The organism is Ruegeria spongiae, from assembly GCF_023502395.1.
In the GTDB taxonomy this organism is placed as follows: domain Bacteria; phylum Pseudomonadota; class Alphaproteobacteria; order Rhodobacterales; family Rhodobacteraceae; genus Ruegeria_C; species Ruegeria_C spongiae.
This window is the reverse complement of sequence record NZ_JAMFMB010000010.1, coordinates 85,949-108,343: the sequence shown is the minus strand read 5'-3', so window position 1 is coordinate 108,343 and position 22,395 is coordinate 85,949. Positions and strand designations below refer to the sequence as shown.

The 22,395-nt window shown below is 62.9% G+C and carries 17 protein-coding genes; 7 read left to right on the top strand and 10 right to left on the bottom strand.

What is annotated here, in order from left to right:
- Window positions 1-38 precede the first annotated feature (38 nt).
- Window positions 39-1,274, bottom strand: coding sequence for an acyl-CoA dehydrogenase family protein (locus M3P21_RS09950; RefSeq protein ID WP_249709723.1), 1,236 nt, complete (start codon window positions 1,272-1,274; stop codon window positions 39-41).
- Between the two features lie 120 nt (window positions 1,275-1,394).
- Between M3P21_RS09950 and M3P21_RS09945 the strand changes: the two genes are divergently transcribed.
- Window positions 1,395-2,330, top strand: coding sequence for a 2-hydroxyacid dehydrogenase (locus M3P21_RS09945; RefSeq protein WP_249709722.1), 936 nt, complete (start codon window positions 1,395-1,397; stop codon window positions 2,328-2,330).
- Between the two features lie 123 nt (window positions 2,331-2,453).
- Here M3P21_RS09945 and gcvH read toward each other — a convergent pair whose 3' ends face one another.
- The 3 genes from gcvH to M3P21_RS09930 all read right to left on the bottom strand — a co-directional run bounded on the left by gcvH (window position 2,454) and on the right by M3P21_RS09930 (window position 3,989).
- On the bottom strand, window positions 2,454-2,813 hold the full coding sequence (gcvH, locus tag M3P21_RS09940; protein WP_249709721.1) for a glycine cleavage system protein GcvH: 360 nt from the start codon (window positions 2,811-2,813) through the stop codon (window positions 2,454-2,456).
- Between the two features lie 106 nt (window positions 2,814-2,919).
- The gene (locus M3P21_RS09935) at window positions 2,920-3,276 is read right to left on the bottom strand and encodes a hypothetical protein (RefSeq protein ID WP_249709719.1); all 357 of its coding nucleotides are present in this window, start codon (window positions 3,274-3,276) and stop codon (window positions 2,920-2,922) included.
- Between the two features lie 146 nt (window positions 3,277-3,422).
- Window positions 3,423-3,989 (bottom strand): NYN domain-containing protein, encoded by a 567-nt coding sequence (locus tag M3P21_RS09930; protein WP_249709718.1) that lies wholly within the window; start codon window positions 3,987-3,989, stop codon window positions 3,423-3,425.
- A gap of 371 nt (window positions 3,990-4,360) precedes the next feature.
- On the opposite strand from M3P21_RS09930, the gene M3P21_RS09925 reads away from it, so the two are divergent.
- Together M3P21_RS09925 and M3P21_RS09920 are read left to right on the top strand one after the other, a co-directional pair.
- Window positions 4,361-4,711 (top strand): hypothetical protein, encoded by a 351-nt coding sequence (locus M3P21_RS09925; RefSeq protein ID WP_249709717.1) that lies wholly within the window; start codon window positions 4,361-4,363, stop codon window positions 4,709-4,711.
- 75 nt (window positions 4,712-4,786) lie between these two features.
- A complete protein-coding gene (locus M3P21_RS09920; RefSeq protein WP_249709716.1) occupies window positions 4,787-5,767 on the top strand; it encodes a type I glyceraldehyde-3-phosphate dehydrogenase in 981 nt (326 codons plus the stop codon).
- A gap of 6 nt (window positions 5,768-5,773) precedes the next feature.
- Here the strand turns inward: M3P21_RS09920 and M3P21_RS09915 are convergent, their stop codons facing one another.
- Window positions 5,774-7,771 carry a DEAD/DEAH box helicase gene (locus M3P21_RS09915; RefSeq protein WP_249709713.1) on the bottom strand — a complete coding sequence of 666 codons (1,998 nt, stop codon included), beginning with the start codon at window positions 7,769-7,771 and terminating at the stop codon, window positions 5,774-5,776.
- Window positions 7,772-8,175: 404 nt separating this feature from the next.
- Between M3P21_RS09915 and M3P21_RS09910 the strand changes: the two genes are divergently transcribed.
- From M3P21_RS09910 to M3P21_RS09900, 3 genes are read left to right on the top strand one after another with little or no spacing between them, the layout of a single operon-like run.
- Complete coding sequence (locus M3P21_RS09910) at window positions 8,176-9,981, top strand: autotransporter assembly complex protein TamA (protein WP_249709707.1); 1,806 nt, start codon at window positions 8,176-8,178, stop codon at window positions 9,979-9,981.
- Window positions 9,978-14,405, top strand: a complete 4,428-nt coding sequence (locus M3P21_RS09905; RefSeq protein ID WP_249709703.1) for a translocation/assembly module TamB domain-containing protein — start codon at window positions 9,978-9,980, stop codon at window positions 14,403-14,405. The genes M3P21_RS09910 and M3P21_RS09905 overlap by 4 nt, the downstream gene beginning before the upstream one ends.
- A gap of 60 nt (window positions 14,406-14,465) precedes the next feature.
- On the top strand, window positions 14,466-14,810 hold the full coding sequence (locus M3P21_RS09900) for a hypothetical protein (RefSeq protein ID WP_249709701.1): 345 nt from the start codon (window positions 14,466-14,468) through the stop codon (window positions 14,808-14,810).
- 10 nt (window positions 14,811-14,820) lie between these two features.
- Here M3P21_RS09900 and M3P21_RS09895 read toward each other — a convergent pair whose 3' ends face one another.
- From M3P21_RS09895 to M3P21_RS09880, 4 genes are all read right to left on the bottom strand, one after another.
- Window positions 14,821-15,801 (bottom strand): Gfo/Idh/MocA family protein, encoded by a 981-nt coding sequence (locus M3P21_RS09895; protein WP_249709699.1) that lies wholly within the window; start codon window positions 15,799-15,801, stop codon window positions 14,821-14,823.
- 3 nt (window positions 15,802-15,804) lie between these two features.
- Window positions 15,805-16,728, bottom strand: a complete 924-nt coding sequence (locus M3P21_RS09890; protein WP_249709696.1) for a glucokinase — start codon at window positions 16,726-16,728, stop codon at window positions 15,805-15,807.
- 167 nt (window positions 16,729-16,895) lie between these two features.
- A complete protein-coding gene (locus M3P21_RS09885) occupies window positions 16,896-17,906 on the bottom strand; it encodes an AraC family transcriptional regulator (protein WP_249709695.1) in 1,011 nt (336 codons plus the stop codon).
- Window positions 17,907-18,300: 394 nt separating this feature from the next.
- On the bottom strand, window positions 18,301-18,825 hold the full coding sequence (locus M3P21_RS09880; protein ID WP_249709694.1) for a thioesterase family protein: 525 nt from the start codon (window positions 18,823-18,825) through the stop codon (window positions 18,301-18,303).
- Window positions 18,826-18,956: 131 nt separating this feature from the next.
- Here M3P21_RS09880 and M3P21_RS09875 point away from each other — a divergent pair, with 131 nt between their 5' ends.
- Window positions 18,957-19,577 carry a TetR/AcrR family transcriptional regulator gene (locus M3P21_RS09875; protein ID WP_249709693.1) on the top strand — a complete coding sequence of 207 codons (621 nt, stop codon included), beginning with the start codon at window positions 18,957-18,959 and terminating at the stop codon, window positions 19,575-19,577.
- A 39-nt stretch (window positions 19,578-19,616) separates the two neighbouring features.
- Here the strand turns inward: M3P21_RS09875 and fdhF are convergent, their stop codons facing one another.
- Window positions 19,617-22,394: a formate dehydrogenase subunit alpha gene (gene fdhF, locus M3P21_RS09870; protein ID WP_249709692.1), complete on the bottom strand. Its 2,778-nt coding sequence runs from the start codon at window positions 22,392-22,394 to the stop codon at window positions 19,617-19,619.
- Window position 22,395 lies beyond the last annotated feature (1 nt).

Here is a 22,395-nt window from a genome sequence, read left to right as displayed (position 1 = left end):
GATAGGGCGACCCCCGCCGTGGCGCAACGATATGTGGTTCAGACTTTCTCCTGCGTGTATTTGCGCAGCTCGGTCCGGGCAACCTGCCGCCGATGCACCGCGTCCGGACCGTCAGCCAGGCGCAGCGTGCGCACATGGGTCCAGGCGGTGGCCAGCGGGGTATCCTGGCTGATGCCCTGCGCGCCGAACATCTGCGCCGCCTCGTCGATCACCTTGAGCGCCACGCGCGGCGCGATCACCTTGATCTGCGAAATCCACGGGGCCGCAGCGCGCGCATCGCCCTGATCCATGTACCACGCCGCCTTGAGGCAGAGCAGGCGCGCCATCTCGATCTCCATCCGGCATTCGGCGATGATGTCGTAATTCGCGCCAAGCTGCGCCAGCCGCTTGCCGAACGCCTCGCGCTGCAACGCGCGTCTGCACATCTGTTCCAGCGCGGTTTCCGCCTGCCCGATGGCCCGCATGCAGTGATGTATGCGGCCCGGCCCCAGACGGCCTTGCGCAATCTCGAACCCGCGCCCTTCACCCAGCAGGATGTTTTCGACCGGAACCCGCACATTGGTGAATCGGATATGCATATGCCCGTGCGGCGCATCATCGTGACCATAGACCTGCATCGGGCGCAGCACCTCGATACCGGGTGTGTCGGCGGGCACCACGATCATCGAATGGCGCTGGTGTTTGGGCACCTCGTCATCGCCGGTGCGCACCATCACGATATAGACCCGGCAGCGCGGGTCGCCCGCGCCCGAGGCCCACCATTTCTCGCCATTGAGCACATACTCCGCCCCGTCCCGCACACAGGACATCGAGATGTTGGTGGCATCGGAGGAGGCCACATCCGGCTCGGTCATCAGATAGGCCGAGCGAATCTCACCCTCCAATAGCGGCGCCAGCCATTTGGTCTTCATGGCGTCGGTGCCGTAGCGTTCAAAGACTTCCATATTGCCGGTATCAGGCGCCGAGCAATTGAACACCTCGGCCCCCAGCGGGGTCTTGCCCATCTCTTCGGCGAAATAGGCATATTCAACCGTGGTCAGGCCGAATCCCCGGTCACTGTCGGTCAGCCAGAAATTCCACAGCCCCGCGGCCCTGGCCTTGGCCTTCAACCCCTCGAGGATCTCGGTCTGACGCTCGGTGTATTGCCAGCGGTCGCCCTTGGCCACCTCGCTCTGATATTCCTCTTCCAGCGGCATGACCTCGTCGCGGATCATCGTGCTGACCCGGTCCAGAAGCGCGCGGTGTTGGTCCCGCATCCCAAAGCTCATCGTCATGACATCTCTCCTCTGCCGGGATCACCGGGCTTTACGTTTGACCGGAGGATGACTTAGCTGGGCGGCGAATGTCCAGTTGGGTGACGATATGTCACCCCACCAAAGAAAGGAGGCACCCCCATGGCGCTGTTGATCAATGTCGGCCAAAGCGGATGGATGACGGATGCGGAAATCGCTCAAGCCGTGCGCGCCCATGATCCACGCGCGGATGTGCGGCCGCTGGCCGACCCGGGCGATCTGAGTGACGTGGCGATGCTGGCCGTGTCCAAGCTGGACCCGGATTTGCCACACCGGCTGCCCAATTTGAAACTGGTGCAGAAACTTGGTGCGGGCGTGGAAACCATCGTCCGCCATCCGGCGCTGGCCGATCATGTCCGCGTCGCGCGGCTGAAACCCGAAGCGCCGGCGCGTGAAATCGCCGAGTGGTTCCTGACCTATATCCTGAACGCGCAGCGTCAGGGCGACCGCTTTCGCCGCCAGCAGGCGCGGGCGGACTGGTCTCCGACAGCGCCCCGCGTGACGTCCGACACGGTGGTGGGCGTCCTTGGGCTGGGCCATATCGGCGGCCTGACCGCGCGGCTGCTGGGTCAGTTCGGGTTCCAGGTCCATGGCTGGAGCCGATCGCCGAAATCGCTGCCCGGCGTGACCTGCCACCACGGCCAAAACGCCCTGCCCGCCATGCTGGCGGGCTGCGACCATGTCTGCGCCATCCTGCCCAGCACGCCCGAGACGACAGGGCTTTTCGATGCGCGCATGCTCGCCTCGATGAAGCCGGGCAGCCAGTTGCTGAATGCCGGGCGCGGTGACCTGATCGACGAGGCCGCGCTGCTGCGAGCGCTGGACGGTGGGACGCCCGGCCACGCGGTGCTGGACGTGGTCAGCCGGGAGCCGCTGCCCGCTGACAACCCGCTTTGGCAGCATCCAGATGTCACCCTCACACCCCATGTGTCGGGCTGGCATCTTGGGGATGCCCTGAAGGACGTGGCCGAAAACCTGCGCCGCCTGATCGCGGATGAGGCGCTTTTGCATGAGGTCGACCGCAGGCGCGGCTACTGATTTCAGGGCGCAAGGCCAACCTGAAGCGCCAGCGCCTGTCCGCAAGGACAGGCCAGCAAAAAAGCGGCGGGCCTTTGGTCCGCCTCATTCTGGAAACAGCCCGGTCCGCCGCAGCGCGCCCGGTCAGCCAATGAATTTATTATAGCCAGCCTCGTCCATGTAATCATCCATCGGTGACATGTCCGAGACCTTAAGCTTGAAAAACCACCCCGCACCGGTCGGGTCTTCGTTGACCTTGCCGGGTTCGTCGGCAAGCGCCTCGTTCACCTCGACAACCTCGCCATCCAGCGGTGCAAGGATGTCCGACGCGGCCTTGACGCTTTCGATCACCACGATCTCGTCATCCTTGGCCACTTCGGTGCCGATCTCGGGCAGTTCGACAAAGACGATGTCGCCCAACTGTTCGGCGGCATGAGCGGTGATGCCCACCGTCACCACATCGTCTTCGGCAATCAGCCATTCATGTTCTTCGGTAAATTTCATGCGGTATCCCCTCGACCTATCGCGTGTTGCCCCAATCGGCAGCGCCAAACCTATGGTGCAGCGCGCCACTGGCGCAAGCTCTCACTACCACGCATCTCAAGCAGGTTCAGGGCACAAGCAACCACTTGCCATCGGCCTGCTGGCACATGCGGCTGCGAATCTGCACCGGCTGTTCGGCTCCTTTGGGATGCGCGAGCTGTTGCAGGAACCCGCAATTATCGCGCATCTCCTGCAAGGTGACCGAGCCGCTGGATTTGGTCGCCGGATTGTCCCATGCCACCGTCTTGCCGACCTGTGGCACGCCGTTCACCACCAACTGACCCATCGCCTGTTGCATCAGTTGAAAATCCTCGGGCGACAACCCGCTTTCAGCGATGATTCGGGATAGCGGCTTGGCCTGCGACTGGGCGGCCAGACCGACAAGGGCGAAACTCAGACAAAGCGTCAGGATGATCTGTTTCATGGCATGCTCTTGGGTAAAATACGTTGCCGACATGCTGGCACGGACCGTCAGCGTCGTCCAGAGCGCAATCGGAAAGCCGCAAATCGGTTCGCAGATCAAATTACGCCTTAAAACAGCGGCGTAGGACATGGGCCATGAGACGAAAATCAGGACACATGCTCTGACACCGCGTCGGCGGTGGATTTTCGTTTTTTGGCCACCCCAAGGTCAAGCCACAGACGCCCTGATCTGTAGCCGCCCCGGATCAGATGCCCCGGCTTTGTGATTTCGGGATGGTCATCAACCCAATCCCGGTAGCGGTCGTTTGTCACAATCCCCGCACCCAGATCCCGCGCGGCTGTCAGGATATAGGGATCGGCAGGCACCCCTTTGGGCACCACCATCACCCGCTCCTCCGGCAGCCCCGGCATCCGGCTCAGAGGTTCGTCATGCCGGTATGTTCCCGAGATCAGGTAACCGGCATTTGCATCGAACATCACACCGGGTGCGTATCCAAGCCGCGTCAGGTGATCGACCACCTCGCGCACCGTATCGATCTGCGGTGTCCCATCCTTCCAGTACATGACGTTCGAGCCATCAAGGACGATCCAGTTTTTTGATCTGTCGCGCTTCGCATTCGCCTGCCGCCCATTGCTGCGTGACGGTTTCGCGGGTGCGATAGCGGCGCGCCCGTCCGAACGCGCATTCAGCAGGTGGTCGTGAAGCAGGATCAAAAATACCCGCCACGGCACAAGGACCGGCAAGCAGAAGAAGGCTGGACCATGCGGGCAGTATCAACGCCACTCCGACGCCGATCAGGCACAGAACAACGAACAAAAACATCACAACCATAAAGCAAGCACGCAATCTGACCCAAGCTGGCCGGCACAGTGCAGCACACTGGCCGTCCCGGCATATTTCACATGGCCTCGGTGGCCTCAAGTTTCAATCTTTGGGTGAACTCAACCATGCGACATCAAGTCATGGGCGAGCCAAACCCCGTGCTTTTTGAGACGCGACTTTCACCCATCGCACTGCAAGGGCTTCACAGCAGGGGAAAAATTTGCTGTGGTTCACGCAGATGCCGCATCCATGGAGATGACTTATGAAGATTCGTGCAGCCCTGTTGGTCGCTCCTGTTCTGCTTGGCCTTGGTGCGTGCGGCGATCAATTCGCCCTGCCGGGTGGTCATAACGCCTATCCCAGCAAGAACGTCTCGGTCATGAGCCGGACATGGGCCGTGCGGCAAGTGTCGGATGCGCCGGTTGTCTATCGGGCGACGCGCGACAGGAACAACCTCAACCCGTTCGGCCCACCGGCGCGACCGCGTCCGGTGCAGGCCAGCGCCGCGATCAGCCAGGCAACGGGATGCAGGGTTCTGGGCAATACGATGTACGAAAACATCTCGGGTCAGTTCTTTGCCCAGGTGCAGTGCCCCGCCGCTCCTGCTTCGTGACATCCTAACCGGTTAAATTGTATCAATATTGCCGCTGTCGTTGAGCTGCCGGTCAAGCGCTGGCATATCTGCAGCATGAGACTCGCGATCAACGGATTTGGCCGCATCGGCCGTACCATACTGCGTCAGATACTGGCTTTGCCCCAAGGCTCGGGCATCGAATTGCTGTGCGTCAACGATATCGCCCCCCTTCAGACCTGCGCCTATCTGTTCCAGTATGACAGCACCTTCGGACCCTATCAGGGCCAGGTCGAAACGGAACAGGACACGCTTGTCGTGGATGGGCTGCACATTCCGTTCACCCATAGCGACGATCTGAGCCGCATCGACCTGGCCGGCGTTGACGTATTGCTGGACTGCACCGGTATTGCGCGCACATCAGATGTGGCCCGACGGGGGGTGCAGGCGGGTGCGCGCAAGGTGCTGATTTCCGGCCCCTCTCCCGGTGCCGAACTGACGGTCGTGCTGGGCGCAAACGAGGATCAACTGGGTGATGCGCAGATCGTTTCGAACGCGTCCTGCACCACCAACGGGTTGGCGCCGCTGGTCAAGATGATCCATCAGATCGCCGGGATCGACACCGCGCATATGACGACGATCCATTGCTACACCAACAGCCAGCCCATGGTCGACGCGCCGCGCGGCGATCTGGCCCGGTCGCGTGCCGGGGCGATGTCGATGGTGCCCACCACCACCAGCGCCACGCATCTGGTGAACGAAGTGTTGCCGGAACTGGCCGGGCGCATCAGCGGAGCCGCCGTCCGGGTGCCCAGCGCCAGCGTCTCGGCGGTCGACCTGGTGGTGCAACTGGCACAGGATTGCGACGAGGAAAGCACCCTCGGCGCCCTGCGCGCCGCAGTTGACGCCTCGCCCATCCTTGGCTGGACCGACCTGCCGCTGGTCTCGTCCGATCTGCGCGCCAGACCGGAATCGCTGGTGATCGCTGGCCCCGAAACCCGGATGACCGGATCGCGGCAGCTGCGCATTTTTGGCTGGTACGACAATGAATGGGGCTTTTCGGCGCGGATGCTGGATGTGGCCCGGCTGATGGCCTGATCCCCGCTACCTCTTCTTGTTGCCGCCCTTGCGTTTGGGGGCTCCCATACCCCCGGGCTTGCCCGCAGCCGCCTGACGCGCGCGGTTCTTCTTGCTCGACGATTTCCCAACAGGAGGCTTGGGCCCGCGCGCGCGATCACCTTTGTCGTCAGCGCGTTTCGGCCCGCTGCCCGACGGTTTGCGCGGCTTCACGGGTTCCACCACGACCGCCTCTTGCTGTTGCGCCGCTGCCGGCTTGGAACCCTTCCGATGCGCGAGTTTCGCGCCCGGTTTCGGCTTTTTCACGCGCGGCTTCGGATCGTCGTTCCAATCCACCGGCTGGGTAGTGCCCGGTGTTTTGCCTTTGGCCTGCGGCCCGGCCTCGTGCCGCTTGTGGGCGGGCGGGCCAGAGGGTTTGTCATGACGCAGACTGTCGTGACGCGGGCCGCGATCCAGCTTCGGCGGGGTCGCCAGCCGAGTCAGTGCGGCACCACCTTCCAGCACCATCTCGGAGCCGATTGCCGCCAGAAAGCCCTGAACCGCGCTTTCGCGCATTTCGATCAGCGATTCCTTTGGCTGAATACGGATGGCACCGACATCCTCGCGCGAGATGTTGCCCCGCTTGCACAGCATCGGCAGCAACCGCCGCGGCTCGGCATCCACGGCGCGCCCGCCTTCCAGCGAGAACCAGACGCTGGGGCCAAAGGGCGCGCGCGGTTTTGGCGCTTCGCTGATGTCCGAAAGCTCCTCGGGGGCAGAGTGCCGCTCGCGATACAGCCGCAGATAGGCCGCCGCGATCTGTTCGGCGGTGAAGGCCTGGGTCAGGGTCTTGACCATGTCCAGATCCGAGTCCGCGACCGGCGCTTGCCAGTCCGGGCTGGCCAGCATCCGCTCTTCGTCCTGGGCCGAGACCGCTTCGGCGGAGGGGGCTTCGTCCCACTCGGCCGTCAGTTTCGCCCAGCCCAGCAGACGCTGGGCCTTTTTCTGCGCGGCGGGTGGCACGATCAGGGCGCTGACACCCTTGCGCCCGGCCCGGCCCGTCCGGCCCGAGCGGTGCAGCAGCGTTTCCTGATTGCTGGGCAGTTCCGCGTGGATCACCAGATCGAGGTTCGGCAGGTCGATCCCGCGCGCGGCAACATCGGTGGCCACGCAAACGCGGGCACGCCCGTCACGCATCGACTGCAGGGCATGGGTCCGCTCGGTCTGCGACAGCTCGCCGGACAGCGCCACGACCGAGAAGCCACGGTTCGACAGGCGCGTGGTCAGCCGGTTGACCATCGCACGGGTGTTGCAGAAGACGATCGCGTTGGGCGCCTCGTAATAACGCAGCACATTGATGATCGCGTTCTCGCCATCGCGCGCCGACACTTTCAGCGCACGATAATCGATATCGGCGTGCTGGCTGGCCCCGCTGGTGGTGGCGATCCGTAGCGCATCCTTCTGATAGCTCTTCGCCAGCTTGGCGATGGCCGGGGGGACCGTGGCCGAGAACAGAAGCGTCTGCCGCTCTTCCGGGGCGTTTTCCAGGATGAACTCCAGATCCTCGCGAAAGCCCAGGTCCAGCATCTCGTCCGCTTCGTCCAGCACCACGGCCCGCAGGCCGCTCAGGTCGATCGAGCCGCGCATGATGTGGTCGCGCAGACGCCCCGGCGTGGCGACAACGATATGGCTGCCACGTGCCAGCGCGCGGCGTTCGTCGCGCATGTCCATACCGCCCACGGTCGAGGTCACGATGGCGCGCGTATTCTCGAATAGCCAGCCAAGTTCGCGCTTGACCTGCATGGCCAGCTCGCGCGTCGGAGCGATCACCAGCGCCAGCGGTGAATCGGCAGGCGCGAACACGTCACCCTCACCCAGCAGACCCGGCGCGATGGCCAGGCCAAAGCCAAGGGTCTTGCCCGATCCGGTCTGGGCCGAGACCAGCAAATCCTGCCCGATGGTTTCCGGGGCTGTCACAGCCTCTTGCACGGCGGTGAGAGAGGTATATCCACGCGCGTCCAGCGCTTCAGCGAGAGTTTTCTTCACAGCCGGTCCATCTTCTTTTCGTTACCTGTTTTGGAGGCACGAGATCACTACACCGGCCAGCCAAAGAGGCGCGTGTAGACCTTTGGTCGCGGCATGTACAGGGCGCTCTTTGCCATTGCACTGGTGACGCGCGGGCAAAAGAGCGTTTGAGGCTTGAATTCGCGCGATTTGCCGCCGGGCTGCGCGCCAGACGCATGGCGGCTATGCCGCATCAGACAGGTGTGTCCCCCGCGAAACCGCCTGCCCACACAACTTCCCTGTCGCAGAAAACCCGAAAGAAACCGTCAGCAGGCCTAAAATACCTTTCCGAAACGGGTCTGGCATGTGTTAACTGGTGCGTAAGCACGGGTGCCTGTGAAAACGGCAAACCGTCGGCATTGAGTTGAGGCAATTCGGAGCAGACCATGACAGGTCTCGGCAAGTGGAGAGCGGTTATCCTCGGCTGCGTGGTGACCTGTATGGCCCTGTCACCTGCGGCGCTCCGGGCGTTGGAAAGCTCGCTGTCAGCCCCCGGCGCCTCAGAGGATCTGCGCGAAAAGCTGGAAGAGGGCTCGTCGGTGCTGAACGCCGAGGCGCGCGGCCTCGACACGCCTCTGGAACTGCTGTCGGCGGCGCTGGCGGATTATCGGACGCTGGTGCAGATTCTGTATGATGCCGGGTATTTCAGCCCGGTGGTGAACATCCGCCTCGACGGGCAGGAGGCGGCGGATATCGACCCGCTGAACACCCCCGGCGCGGTCAAGTCGGTCAATATCTCGGTCAAGACCGGCCCCGCCTTCACCTTTGGCACGGCAGAGATCGGTCCGCTGGCGCGCGACACCGAATTGCCCGCTGATTTCGCCCCCGGCCGCCCGGCCAGCACCGGCACCATTCAGGGCGCCGCCACCGCCGCCGTGCAGGGGTGGCGCGATGTCGGCCACCCCAAAGCCGCGATCGGCGGTCAGAAGATCACCGCCCGCCACACCCAGGCCCGTCTGGACGCGCAGATCGACGTGGCCGAGGGGCAGCAACTGACCTTCGGCACGCTCCATATCAGGGGCGACACCCGCGTCCGGCCCGAGTCGATCTACCGGATTGCAGGCTTTCCCACCGGCGAGGTCTATTCGCCCGCCCAGGTCCAGCAGGTTGGAACCCGACTGCGCCGCACCGGCACGTTCAGCAGTGTCCGTATCACCGAATATGAGACCGCAAACCCCGATGGCAGCCTCGATTTCGACGCAACCTTCGAGGATATGCCGCCAAGACGGTTGAGTTTCGGCGCCGAGATTTCGTCGAACCAGGGCATGGACCTGAGTTTCGCCTGGTATCACCGCAACGTGTTCCGCCGTGCTGCAAGGTTCAAGTTCGAAGCCGCGCTGCGCAATATCGGCGGCGACGAGGATATCGACGGGCGCGTCGGTATGCGGCTGGATATGCCCGACCGGCTGGGTCCGGACGACAGCATGTTCTATCTGGCCCAGTGGGAACGGCGCAATCGCGAGCATTATGACATCTCGACCCTGCTTCTGGGTATCGGTGCGCGGCGGGCGTTCTCGCCCACGCTCTTTGCCGAGGCCTATCTGGCCGCCAGCGACGCCAAGGCCGATGATGCGTTCGGAGATGATCGTCCGTTCCGGTATCTGCTGCTGCCGATCCGTGCCGAATGGGACCGCCGCGACAACAAGGTCAACCCGACACGCGGTTTCTTTCTGGACGGGCGGTTCACGCCGCTGCTGGGCATTTCCGGCACCAAGTCCGCCGCCCGGCTTTACGCCGATGGCCGCACCTATTTCGATGTCGCGTCAAATGGCAATCTGGTGCTGGCGGGGCGGGTTCAGTGGGGCTCGGCGGGCGGCCCGGCGCTGAGTGAGATTTCCCCCGAATATCTGTTCTTTTCCGGTGGTGCCGGTACCGTGCGGGGCCAGCCTTATGAAAGCCTTGGCATTCCTGTGGGCAGCGAGGTCGCGGGCGGCAAATCGTTTCTGGGCCTCTCCGCCGAGGTCCGCGGCCGCGTCACCGAAAGCATCTCGCTGGTGGGTTTTTATGATTATGGCATGATTGGCGCCGATGCCATCGTGACCGGCGACTCGGAAAGTCACTCTGGCGCCGGGCTTGGCCTGCGGTATGATCTGGGGGGGTTCGGCCCGCTGCGGGTCGACCTTGCCCTGCCGGTCAGCGGCGATACCGGTGACGGGCTGCAATTCTATATCGGAATCGGACAGGCATTTTGATCAGGCCAGCCACATATGCAATCGCGGTCACGATCTGCCTTGCTCAGGTTCCCGGCCCCGCCACGGCCCAGGAAGAGACCGGCGGCCTGCTTGTAGACTTCCTCGAGGACACGCTGTCCGGCGATGGCCGCCATCTGAAAGTGGTGGGTCTTGAGGGCGCGCTGAGTTCGCGCGCCACGATACAGGAAATCACCGTTTCGGATGATGACGGCGTCTGGCTGACGATCAAGAATGCGGAACTGGACTGGAACCGGCTGGGTCTGCTGCGGGGGCGGTTTTCGGTCAACACGCTGTCGGCGGAAGAGATCGACATTGCCCGCGCGCCCGAGCCGATCGAACAGGACACCCCGCCCCCCGATCCGGGCGCCTCGAGTTTTCAGGTTCCTGAACTGCCGGTGGCCGTCAATATCGGCGAATTGCGGGTCGACAAGCTGAGCCTGGGCGCGCCGCTGATCGGGCGCGCCGCTGTGCTGGAAGTCAAGGGCGACCTGTCGCTGGCCGATGGCACGCTCGATACCCATCTGGATGTGACCCGGCAGGATCGCCCCGGCGACAGTATCAAGCTGACCGCCGGTTACGCCAATTCAAGCACCCGGATAACGCTGGACCTGCAGGTGATCGAAGATGCCGGCGGGATCATCTCGACCGCGCTGAAATTGCCCGACTCTCCTCCCTTGCTGCTGAGCGCCAAGGGCGAAGGCCCGGTGGATGATTTCACCGCCGATATCGGCCTGACCAGCGACGAGACCGAACGCGTCTCGGGTCAGGTCAGGCTGCGGGGTGTGCCGACGCCGGACGCCGAAGATGAGACCAGCATCGCCTTTTCGGCGGATGTCGGCGGCGATCTGACACCATTCCTGCAACCCCGCTTCGATCCGTTTTTCGGCACCGATACGCGGCTTGTCGTCGATGGCCGCAGTGACCCGGATGGCGCGTTGTCGATCTCTGAACTGGACCTGACCTCGCAAGCGCTGCGGCTTGAGGGCGAAGTGGAACGCAGCGCCGATGGTCTGTGGGAAAAACTGGCCATTCAGGGCCGCATCACCCCGCCCGACGGCGATACGGTCGTGCTGCCGGTGGCCGATCCGGTCACCGAACTGGAAGGCGCAGAGTTTTCGCTGTTGCTGGATGCGGCAAGCGGCGAGGGCTGGTATCTCAACCTGAGCGCCAGGTCCCTCACCACGCCGGACATGTCGCTGGACCAGCTGAAACTTGGCGCGCAGGGCACGCTGGACCAATCCGGTACCAGGGAATTGAGTGGTGATCTGCAGGCCGCCCTGGACGGGTTGAGCTTCAGTGACACGGCGCTGGCACAGGCAGCGGGCGACACGATCACGCTGGACGGGTTCTTTGACCTGCTTGGCGATGGCGAGCTGAAACTGTCAGAGTTCGAACTGCACAGTGGCGATGTTACGGCACAGGCGGATGTGGACATCAAGGGGCTGAACAGCGGCTTCGAGATGGATGGCACCGTCAAACTGGACGCGGCGGACCTGTCGCGCTTTTCCGGCGTGGCGGGGCGCGATCTGGCCGGGTCGGTCAAGGCCGATCTGGACGGTACCGGCGCGCCGCTGGGCGGCAGTTTCGACTTTGTGCTGACCGCGGACGGCACCGGCCTGAAAAGTGGTATGGACGAGATCGACCCGCTGCTGGATGGCCCGGTCTCATTCTCGCTGGACGCGCTGCGCAACACCCAAGGGCTTACGGTCCGGCAATTCACGCTGACGGGCGAAACGCTGTCGGTGGACGCCGCCGCCAATCTGACCGGATCCGAGGGTGATTTCAGCGGCGACGGACGTGCCAGAGTGGCCGCCGAGGACCTGTCGCTGTTCTCGAAACTGGCGCAGCGCGATCTGGCCGGGGCGATCAACGCCGAGGTCGAAGGCAGCGGGGCGATTAAGGACAAGCATTTCGACATTCAGATGAGCGCGAATGGGCGCGACCTGAAAAGCGGGTTGTCACAGGTCGATCCGCTGCTGATCGGCGACACACGCATCCAACTGGACGCAAAGAATGACAGCGCGGGCCTGACCCTGCGCGACTTCAAGCTCAATGGCCGCAGTTTTTCGGCTGAGGCCACGGGCATGGCGACTGGGATCGACAGCGGGGAATATGCTGTCTCTGAGGCGGATGTGAGCCTTTCCGCCAAAGACCTGTCGATCTTTTCCGATCTGGCGGGCCGCGACCTGAGCGGGAGCCTGACGGCAGCACTCAAGGGCAGCGGCGCGCTCAAGGATCGCAGCTTTGATATTCAGGCGCAGGCTTCGGGCAGCGATCTGAAAAGCGGCATGGCGCAGATCGACCCGCTGATTGCGGGCAATCTGAAGATCACCGTCGACGCCGCCAACGCCGATGACACGCTGACCATCCGCGATTTCGATGTTGCTGGCGACACGCTCAAGGCCAGCGGCGCGCTCACCGTGTCTGGGATCGAAGCGCAGCAGATCGCCGCCAAGGGCGACATCAAGGCCAGCGCCTCAGACCTGTCTGTCTTTTCGCAGCTGGCACAGCGCGATCTGGGCGGGTCGGTGGCGCTGAAACTGGGCGGCTCGGGCGCGGTGACCGATCAGACCTTCGACATCCAGCTTGATCTGGACGGGCAGAACCTGCGCAGCGGGATCAAACAGCTGGACAAGCTGATCACCGGGCGCACTTCGCTGACGGCAGATGCGGCAAATACCACTGAGGGTCTGGACATCCGTAGTTTCGACCTCAACGCCACCGCGATTTCAGCTCAGGCCAGCGGCACTTTGCAGCAGACCGGCGGCAATCTGAAATTCACCGCCACATTGGATGACGTGGGCCGGATCACCACGCTGACCAAGGGACAGATGAAGCTTGACGGGGACGTGTCGCGCACCGGATCGGGCTTTGACGGCATTGTCCAGTTGAACGGCCCGGATTCGTCTTTTGCCAAGCTCGACGGTTCAGCCGAACTGAACGGCAATGCCGATTTCGACTTCGAAGCCAGGCTCGACCGGGTCGAGCGGCTGGTGCCCGACTTCCCCGGCTCGCTGTCAGCCAGCGGCAATGCACGCCGCGACGACGGCGTCTGGACCATTGATGGCAAGGCCACGGGTCCGGCGGATGTCTCGACCACGCTCAGCGGCACCTTTGACGAGACGACCGGCAATGCCGACATGGCCGCCAAAGGACGGATCAATATCGGCATCGCCAACAATTTCATCACGCCCAACAAGATCGACGGCACCGCGCAATTCGATCTTGCGCTCAAGGGTCAGCCCGCGCTTGACGCGCTGAGCGGCACCGTTTCGACCAACGGCGCGGCGCTGGCCATCCCCGGCGCGCGCCAGACACTGACCGGTATCAACGGCACCGTGACATTGGCCAACAGCGCCGCAACCATTGCGATGAATGCGGCCATCCGCACCGGCGGCAACATTCAGGTCAGCGGCCCGATTCAGCTGACGCCGCCGTTGAACACCGATATCAATATCGCGCTCAACCAGTTGGTGCTGACCGACAACCTGCTGTACGAAACCTCGGCCAATGGCCAGATCGCCATCACCGGCGCGCTGGCGGGCAACAGTTCCATCGCCGGGCGGGTCGATGTCGGCGAGACCAATATCAACCTCAATGCCGCCACAGGTTCAGCCAGCGCCGCCCCGATCCCCGACATCACCCATGTGGGCGAATCCAGCGCGGTTTACCAGACCCTGCTGCATGCCGGGCTGATCAGGGACGATGACGGCAAGGAGCGCGGAGATTCGACGACTGCACTGGATATCGACATCGTGGTCCCCAACAAGATGTTCGTGCGTGGGCGCGGGCTGAGTGCGGAACTGGGCGGCGCGATCAACATCGGCGGCACCACCGCCTCGGTCTCGCCCTCGGGCCAGATCGAGCTGATCCGCGGCAATCTGGACCTGCTCGGGCGGCGGCTGGAACTGACCAAGGGGATCATCGCCCTGCAAGGCAATCTGGACCCCTATATCGAGTTCGAATCGACCACCACCACCTCGGACGGACAGGCGACACTGGAAATCTCGGGCCCGATCGACCTGCCCGAAGTTCAGGTCTATTCCGATCCCGAACGCCCCCCTGAAGAGGCGCTGGCGATGCTGCTCTTCGGTAACCGCTTCTCACAACTGTCGCCTTTGGTGCTGGCGCAGATGGCGACCTCGCTGGCGCAGCTAAGCGGTGCGGGCGGCGACGCGAGCAAGGGTCTGCGCGAAAGCACCGGCCTCAGCAATGTCGATGTCGGAGCGGATGAAAGTGGCGCCGGGCGGTTCGGCGCGGGGGCGTATCTGAGCGATGAGCTTTATACAGATTTCACGGTCAATACCGAAGGCGAGACCGAGGTGAACCTGAACCTGGATGTGACCGACAGCATCACGCTGAAGGGCAGCGTCGACAATACCGGCAGCACCGGCTTGGGCGTGTTCTTCGAACGCGACTATTGATGGGTGGACCGCGTTTCCGACCTGTCGCGCGAAACCATAAACAGAAGGGAAGAGGCCAGGATGACGACCCAGAGAATGCGAAACCCCACAGGCAGGACCACTCTCCTGCTGACCGCCGCTGCTGCGATCCTGCTCACATCCGCATGTTCCATGCGACCGCTCAAGGACCCATCGACGAAGCCGGTCAATTGCGCCACGGCCGAAGGTGATCTGCGCGCCTTGAACTCGGAGAAGAAATACGCGCAGAGCCAGGAGCTTATCTCGGCCACAGCGATCACGCCAGCAGGTGCACTTCTCGGGATTGCGACAGACACCGAGAACGAGAAGCTGGAAATCCTGTCGGGCGACTACCGGAAAAAGCTGGATACCCGCATCGCCGAGATCAAGGCCAAGTGCAACCTATAGGGCGCCCTGCTCAGGCCCGACCACCTGCGGCATAGATCCCGTCGATCACCTGCTGCACCTTTTTGGACATCTCCAGCGGGAACATGGTGCTGTGATCCCCGCGGCAGGCGGCGACAAAGGCATCGGCCTGACGCTCATATTGGTTCACGTCGAACCTGTAGACCGTCTGCGTGGCGTTTTTCTGGTCGTGCAGCACAATCTCGGCATAGTCATAATTCACCGCGTTGAACGGTGCGCGCACGTCGATCCAGCCAACCTCTCCCATGAACCGCATCGACTGATGCAGTGCCATCTGGCTGGAGACGTGGAACGACAGGTTGAACCCGTCAAAGGCAACATTGGCGCGGGCGTAGATGTCGGTTCCAAACTCGGGCGAGAATTCGACCTGCCCGGTCGCCTCACCTGCCTCGGCACCGGTGGCCAGCAAACAGGTCACCACCGGATAGACCCCGATATCGGGCAAGGCACCGCCGCCCAGATCGGGCTGGTTGCGCATGTTGCCCGGGTCGGTCAGGTGATAGGAAAACCCGCCGGTCACCTGACGCAGGCGACCGATCGCACCCTCGGCGATCAGATCGCGTACCTTGTGCCATTGCGGGTGATAAGCGACCATGAACGCTTCGCAAATCAGGCAGCCGGTACTGTTGCGCGCGGCGATGATCGGATCGATCTCTTCGGCCCTCAGGGCGATGGGTTTCTCGCACAGAACATGTTTGCCCGCCTGCGCCGCTCGGATCGACCATTCGGCGTGATGCGCCGTCGGGATCGGCAGGTAGACACCGTCAATGTCAGGATCGGCCAGCAGCGCGTCATAGTCCCCATACCATTGCGGTGCACCAAACCGCGCCGCCTCGGCCTGCGCCTTGGCGGGATCGCGGCTGGCGATCGCATGAATCACACCACTGGCAGAGCGGACAATCGCGGGCAGCACCTGCTCGCGCCCAATCTTCGAGGTCGACAGGACGCCCCAGCGAAACAGCCCGTCCTGCATGCCTTACCCTCCGCCTTCGGATGTCACGAAATGCGCGGCCCCGATCAACGCAGCGGCGTCATCGGCGATCAGTCGAATCGGCACGCGCATGACCTGATCACCCAGCACACCAGCCGTTTCGAAGGCTGACAGGAACTCGGACACCGCCGCCGACCCAAGGATACCGCGCGCCGCACCTCCGGCGAAATGTATTCCCGCCAGCGGCAGATATTGCAGAACCATCTCGCGGGTCATCATCCCCAAGAGCCGCGCGCTGAGCAGCACCGTACGGCGCGCCTGTCGGCCCTCGCCCTGCGCGAATTGCGTCAGGATCTGCGGCCCCGGCACATGTTCCCCCGAGATCGCGTGGTGCAGCCGCGCCAGGCCGCGCCCGGAAAACAGGTCTTCGTTGGTCCGGAACCGTTCCGCACCGGCACCCATTTCGACACGCAGGGCATCCGCGACACGGGCAGGCAGGCTGGCATGGCCCAGTTCCGCCTCAATCACCGTCGCGCCCTTGAGCAGACAGGCATTGAACCCGGTCCCTGCCCCGGCCACAAGCGCCTGGTCATTTGCCGACGGTCCCGGCACAGGACGAATCTGGATCAGTTGTTCGGGGCGCAGATGCGGCAATGCGTATCCCAAGGCCACAAGGTCATTGGTCAACCGCACGCGACCGGTGCCACCCAGAACATCACGCAGACTGTCGATGTCGAAATGCCAGTCCCGGTTGGTGAGTTGCGCGTGATCGGCGTTGACCGGCCCCGCGACGGCGACGCAGCAGGCCTCGACCGTGGCGCTTCCAGTGCTGACGCGATAGTCCTGCAACACCTCGTAGAACGAAGAATAGCGATCGTTTTCATACCGCTTGATGGCGGTCGGAACCCCATCCCGGACCATGGCAAGCCGGGCGTTGGTCCCCCCTACGTCGGCAACAAGAACGGACATAGACCTTCCTCATCTGGTATTGTGCATCGGACCCGGGGCCGAAACTGGCGACCCGGTCAAGTCCCCGCCCCATGCACGTCAATTGGCAGTGAAACAAGCGGTTTCGCACATCCTAGCTTTTTTATTTTTGAAAGTAAATTAATTAAAGCAGAGTGCCCGATCCGGCCTCAGACATGACGGAACTGGCCGGGTGTCTGCCCGGTCCAGCGCTTGAACGCATCGTTGAAGCTGCTCAGCCCCGAATAGCCCAGCAGGAAGGCAATCTCGGCCAGAACCAGATCGCTGTCCCTGAGATAGCTGACCGCAAGCGCCCAGCGGAGTTGCTCCAACGTCTTGAAAAAGGTGGTGTTCTCACCCGCCAGCCGCCGCGACAGTGTGCGCGGGCTCATGCCCATGGCGCGCGCCACTTCTTCCTGGCTGGCCTCGCCCTTGGCCAGCCGGTCGGCAATCGCCCGTTCGACGTCGACAATCAGCGGGGGCAGGTTGCGCGACTTGTCGCTGAGGATTGCGTCACAATACTCGGTCAGAACCGAATAGAGGTCATTGTCCGCCGTCAGCAAGGGCAAGGCCAGATCTTCGGGCCGGAAGTGATAGGCGTTCTCGGCCGTGCCAAAAGTGACGTTGCAGCCGAAGAACTGCCGGAACCGGTCCTGATGGCTGTTGCGCAGGTGGTGAAACGTCACCAGCCGCGGGCTGAACTCCCGGTTTGCCGCCTGCCGCATGGCATGGAGCAGACCCGAGGCGCCGAATTCCACATATTGGCGGCGGCGCACCTGGGTCGGTACCGCAAAATACCAGCGCAGGAGGCCCTGGCTTTCCAATTGGTCGGCATCGATCTCGACCGCATCACTGAAGACCCGGCGATAACGCGCGACATTCTTGATGAAATCCAGAACCGTCGGGGCCGCCATCCCGACATAGCAGATCACCCCGGACCGGCGCATTTCGCGTCGGGCGCCACGATCAAAGCCCAGCGTGTCCTCGCCGGTCAGTTCCGCAGCATGTTCGAAGAACGCGGCAATCGTGTCGAAAGGAACAAAGGGTTTGTCCTGATTGACGATATCGGGGGAAATTCCGGTGCGCTCAAAGACCTGGTGGGGTTTGTACCCCCGTGCCAGCAGGTCGATGGCCAGCTCTTTCACATAGACGGCCCCATGCCTTGGTGAGGTGCTAGGCATTCGGCGAAGATATCCTTGCAGAGTAAAACAACATTGTCGTCAAATCTGGTGTCATTGCCGATACCATAGGCCGTTTTCTTGGCGTCCGGCAATATGGCGGGCACAATTTAACGCGCGGGACCGGACACCTCCGCCGCCGATGATTCGAGATTACGGGACTGTGGCAGACACATGGCGGCCCAGCCTGATCTCCTGCCAATCAAAGACCGAAAACCGGATTGTTTCCAGCGAGATGGGCAATTAACCAGCAATAAACCAGAGTACGAGACAAGCCCTTAAGATTTAGGGCAAATGGTAATGCTAGCCAGCATCAAGGTGCTGCGCAGCCGCCCGGTCGTGCTGGGGGTGTCCTTGCGACAGGACGTGCGGCCGGGTGCTTATTTCCTCGTGTGGGTTACGAGTTTCTGCGGATACCAAGCGGCGCGCCGAGGCGCGCCGCGAGGTCCGGATTCTCGTGTTCTGCCGCCATTCGCGCAAGCCGCGCCTGCGCCCAACCGGGAAACGGGGCCGAGCGGCCGGTAGTCTGGCTGACATTGAGGACCAGAACCTCTTGCGTTGCGCAAAGCGCGCCGTCCTCTTCGGCAAACATTTCCGCATAATAATGCAGCCGTTTGGCGTCGGTATCGACCAGCCAGTAGTGGATGGCGTATCCTGCGCCCTCCAGCAGCTCGCGGGTGAAATGCAGATGCGATTGCAGGATATAGGGACCGTGCCCAGCAGTGCGGACATAGGTCTCACCCAGCCCCAGATGATCGTCCAGCATCGCCTCAAGCGCCTGGTCGAAGGCGACGCCGTAATAGCCGACATTCATATGCCCGTTATAGTCGATCCAGCCGGAGTCTACCGTCAGCCCGCCCACGATGACGGGCGCTGGATAAGGGCCATCATGGCCGGATTTCGGCTGCGTTTCCTGTGACATGACCCGAACTCCCTGTTGCCTGAGCTGCCCCATCCTGCCTCGCATTGCGGCACAAAGGAAGCACCAGCAAAGCCGTGCCCATGCACCGCGAATTGATTGTCGCCCGCATATGGCAATGCTATCGGACTGTCATGACAAGTGCCCCCGATACCCGCCAGCGCGGCTCCGCTGATCTGTGGCTGGACGCCGCGACCGAGATTCTCTGCGAGGCCGGCGTCGATGCCGTCAAGATCATGCCGCTGGCCAACCGGCTGGGCCTGTCTCGCACCGGCTTCTATTGGCATTTCAAGGATCGCGCCGCCCTTCTGGATACGCTGATCGCCCGGTGGGAGGCGCGCAATACCGGCAATCTGGTCGCCCGCACCGAGGCCTATGCCGAGACGATCTGCGAAGCGATCTTCAACATTTTCGACTGCTGGTTGGATGAGAACCTGTTCGATTCGCGCATGGATCTGGCGATCCGCAACTGGGCGCGCACCGATCCCGGCCTGCAGACCCGCGTCGATGCCGCCGACGACCGGCGCAGGCAGGCGATCGAGGCCATGTTCACCCATTTCGGCTATTCCGAGACCGAGGCCGAGGTGCGCGCGATGACGGTGATCTACACCCAGATCGGCCATCTCTCGATGCAGGTGCAGGAAACCCGCTGGAAACATGTCGCCCGGATGCCCGATTTCGTCGAGGTCTTCACCGGCCAGCGCCCCAGTCAGAGCGATGTGGGACGCTTCATGGCGCGCCATCTCAACGATTGAAAAGGCGGCCCGGATGGCCGCCTTGTCTGTGGCTGCCCCTTATTCGGCGGCCACCGCAGTTGCCGCTTCGATGCGCACCGCCGAATATTTGAACTCGGGTATCTTGCCGTAAGGATCGAGCGCGCTGTTGGTCAGGATGTTCGCCGCCGCCTCGACATAGGCGAAGGGCAGGAACACGTTGTCCTCGGCAATGGCGCGGTCGGCGCGGGCCATGACCTCGACCGAGCCGCGACGGGTGGTGAGGCGGACCATCTCGCCGGGCGCAACCCCCATGCGGCGCAGGGTCCTGGGGTTCATCGAACAGTTTGCTTCGGGCTCGACCGCGTCCAGCACATGCGACCGGCGGGTCATTGACCCGGTATGCCAATGCTCCAGTTGCCGTCCGGTGATCAGGACAAACGGATATTCGGCATCGGGACGCTCATCGGGTTCGATGATCTTGGCAGGCGTGAAGCGGGCGCGCCTGTTGGGCCGGGGAAAGCCGTCGCCAAACACGATCGCCTGACCGGGATCTTCCGGGCTGAGCGACGGGTAGGTCACCGCCTCGCCCTCCAGTCGTTCCCAGGTGATGTTGTCGAGCGAGCTCATGTTGAGCTTCATCTCGGCAAACACCTCGCTGGGATGGCTGTAAGTCCAGTTCAGACCCAGCCGCTTCGCCAGTTCCACCTCGATCCACCAATCCTCTTTCGCCTCCCCCGGAGGAGTCACGGCAGGGCGTCCCATCTGCACCTGTCGGTTGGTGTTGGTGACAGTTCCGGTCTTTTCGGCCCAGGCGCTGGCGGGCAGGATCACATCAGCATAATTCGCCGTCTCGGTCAGGAAGATATCCTGCACCACCAGATGATCCAGCTTGGCCAGCGCGGCGCGCGCGTGATCCACATCCGGGTCCGACATGGCCGGGTTTTCGCCCAGGATATACATGCCCTTGATGTCACCCGCATGGATCGCATCCATGATCTCAACCACGGTCAGGCCCTTCTCGTTCGAGAAATCGCCGCTGTTCCACACATCGGTAAAGGCCGAGCGCACGCCGTCATCGGTGACCGACTGGTAATCTGGCAGAAACATCGGGATCAGCCCGGCATCCGAGGCTCCCTGCACGTTGTTCTGCCCCCGCAAGGGGTGCAGCCCGGTGCCGGGGCGGCCCACATGACCGCACATCAGCGCCAGCGAGATCAGGCAGCGTGAATTATCCGTGCCGTGGATATGCTGGCTGATACCCATCCCCCAGAAGATCATGCCTGCTCGTGCGGTGGCGAAATCGCGCGCCGCAGCGCGCAGCGCATCCGGTTCGATGCCGCAGATCGGTGCCATCTTCTCGGGCGTGTAATCGGCAAGATGGGCTTTCATCTCATCCCAGTTCTCGGTGTAGCCTTCGATATATTGCCGGTCGCAAAGCCCCTCTTCGACGATCACATTCATCATCGCATTCAGCATCGACACATCCGCGCCCGGCTTGAACAGCAGCCGGTGGGTGGCAAACTTGCCCATGCCGACACCGCGCGGATCGCAAACGATCAGCTTGCCGCCGCGCTTGGTGAACTGTTTGAAATAGGTGGCCGCGACGGGATGGTTCTCGATCGGGTTGCAGCCGATGACGATGGCGGCGTCGGCATTCTCGATCTCGTTGAAGGTCGCCGTCACCGCGCCCGAGCCCACATTTTCCAAGAGCGCCGAGACCGAAGAGGCATGGCAAAGCCGCGTGCAGTGATCCACGTTGTTATGGCCAAAGCCCTGCCGGATCATTTTCTGGAACAGATAGGCCTCTTCGTTGGAACATTTGGCCGAGCCGAAGCCTGCAACATTCGTGCCCTTTTCGGCGCGCAGGTCCGAGAGCCCCTTGGCGGCGGCATCCAGCGCCTCGTCCCAGGTTGCCTCGCGGAAGTGGGTGTGCACATCCGCCGGGTCCACGTTCAGCCCCTTGGGCATGCCCTCCTTGCGGATCAGCGGCTTGGTCAGACGATGCGGGTGGCTGATATAGTCGAACCCGAAGCGGCCCTTGACGCAAAGGCGGTTCTCATTGGCCGGGCCGTTGATCCCGTCGACATATTTGATCCTGTTATCCTTGATCTTGTAGCTGAGCTGACAGCCCACCCCGCAGAACGGGCAGATCGACTTGACCTCGCGGTCGTAATCCTTGCTGTCCCCCGCCTGATCCTCATCCAGAACCGTTGCAGGCATCAACGCGCCGGTCGGGCAGGCCTGCACGCATTCGCCGCAGGCCACACAAGAAGACGCGCCCATCGGGTCGTTTTGGTCGAACACGATCTCGGACGTCGCGCCGCGTCCGGCCATGCCGATCACGTCATTGACCTGCACCTCGCGGCAGGCGCGGACGCAGAGATTGCAGCTGATGCAGGCATCCAGATTGACCCGCATCGCCACATGGCTGGCATCCAGCAGCGGGATCGCCTCGGGCTCCTTGGCCGGAAAGCGGCTGTCATCAACCCCGTTCATCGCCGCCATGTCCCAGAAATGGGATGAGGCATCATGGGCAACCTCGGGCTGATCTGCCACCAGCAGTTCCATCACCATGGCGCGAGATTTCTCGGCGCGCGCGCTGTCGGTCGTGACCACCAATCCGTCCGACGCCGGACGGATGCAGGAGGCCACCAGCGTGCGCTCGCCTTGCACCTCGACCATGCAGGCACGGCAATTGCCGTCCGGGCGATAGCCGGGCGCGGGCTTGTGGCACAGATGCGGGATCACCAGACCTTGGCCATTGGCGGCCTCCCAGATGGTCCAGCCCTCGGGCACGGTGACATCCTCGCCATTGAGGCTGAAGGTCACGGTTTTTGTTTCGCTTGCGTCAAGCATG

Bases quoted from the DNA above. Each gene is read 5' to 3' on its own strand.
- M3P21_RS09950 (WP_249709723.1), bottom strand. From the start codon at position 1,274: ATGACGATGAGCTTTGGGATGCGGGACCAACACCGCGCGCTTCTGGAC.
- M3P21_RS09945 (WP_249709722.1), top strand. From the start codon at position 1,395: ATGGCGCTGTTGATCAATGTCGGCCAAAGCGGATGGATGACGGATGCG.
- gcvH (WP_249709721.1), bottom strand. From the start codon at position 2,813: ATGAAATTTACCGAAGAACATGAATGGCTGATTGCCGAAGACGATGTG.
- M3P21_RS09935 (WP_249709719.1), bottom strand. From the start codon at position 3,276: ATGAAACAGATCATCCTGACGCTTTGTCTGAGTTTCGCCCTTGTCGGT.
- M3P21_RS09925 (WP_249709717.1), top strand. From the start codon at position 4,361: ATGAAGATTCGTGCAGCCCTGTTGGTCGCTCCTGTTCTGCTTGGCCTT.
- M3P21_RS09920 (WP_249709716.1), top strand. From the start codon at position 4,787: ATGAGACTCGCGATCAACGGATTTGGCCGCATCGGCCGTACCATACTG.
- M3P21_RS09910 (WP_249709707.1), top strand. From the start codon at position 8,176: ATGACAGGTCTCGGCAAGTGGAGAGCGGTTATCCTCGGCTGCGTGGTG.
- M3P21_RS09900 (WP_249709701.1), top strand. From the start codon at position 14,466: ATGACGACCCAGAGAATGCGAAACCCCACAGGCAGGACCACTCTCCTG.
- M3P21_RS09895 (WP_249709699.1), bottom strand. From the start codon at position 15,801: ATGCAGGACGGGCTGTTTCGCTGGGGCGTCCTGTCGACCTCGAAGATT.
- M3P21_RS09890 (WP_249709696.1), bottom strand. From the start codon at position 16,728: ATGTCCGTTCTTGTTGCCGACGTAGGGGGGACCAACGCCCGGCTTGCC.
- M3P21_RS09885 (WP_249709695.1), bottom strand. From the start codon at position 17,906: ATGCCTAGCACCTCACCAAGGCATGGGGCCGTCTATGTGAAAGAGCTG.
- M3P21_RS09880 (WP_249709694.1), bottom strand. From the start codon at position 18,825: ATGTCACAGGAAACGCAGCCGAAATCCGGCCATGATGGCCCTTATCCA.
- M3P21_RS09875 (WP_249709693.1), top strand. From the start codon at position 18,957: ATGACAAGTGCCCCCGATACCCGCCAGCGCGGCTCCGCTGATCTGTGG.
- fdhF (WP_249709692.1), bottom strand. From the start codon at position 22,394: ATGCTTGACGCAAGCGAAACAAAAACCGTGACCTTCAGCCTCAATGGC.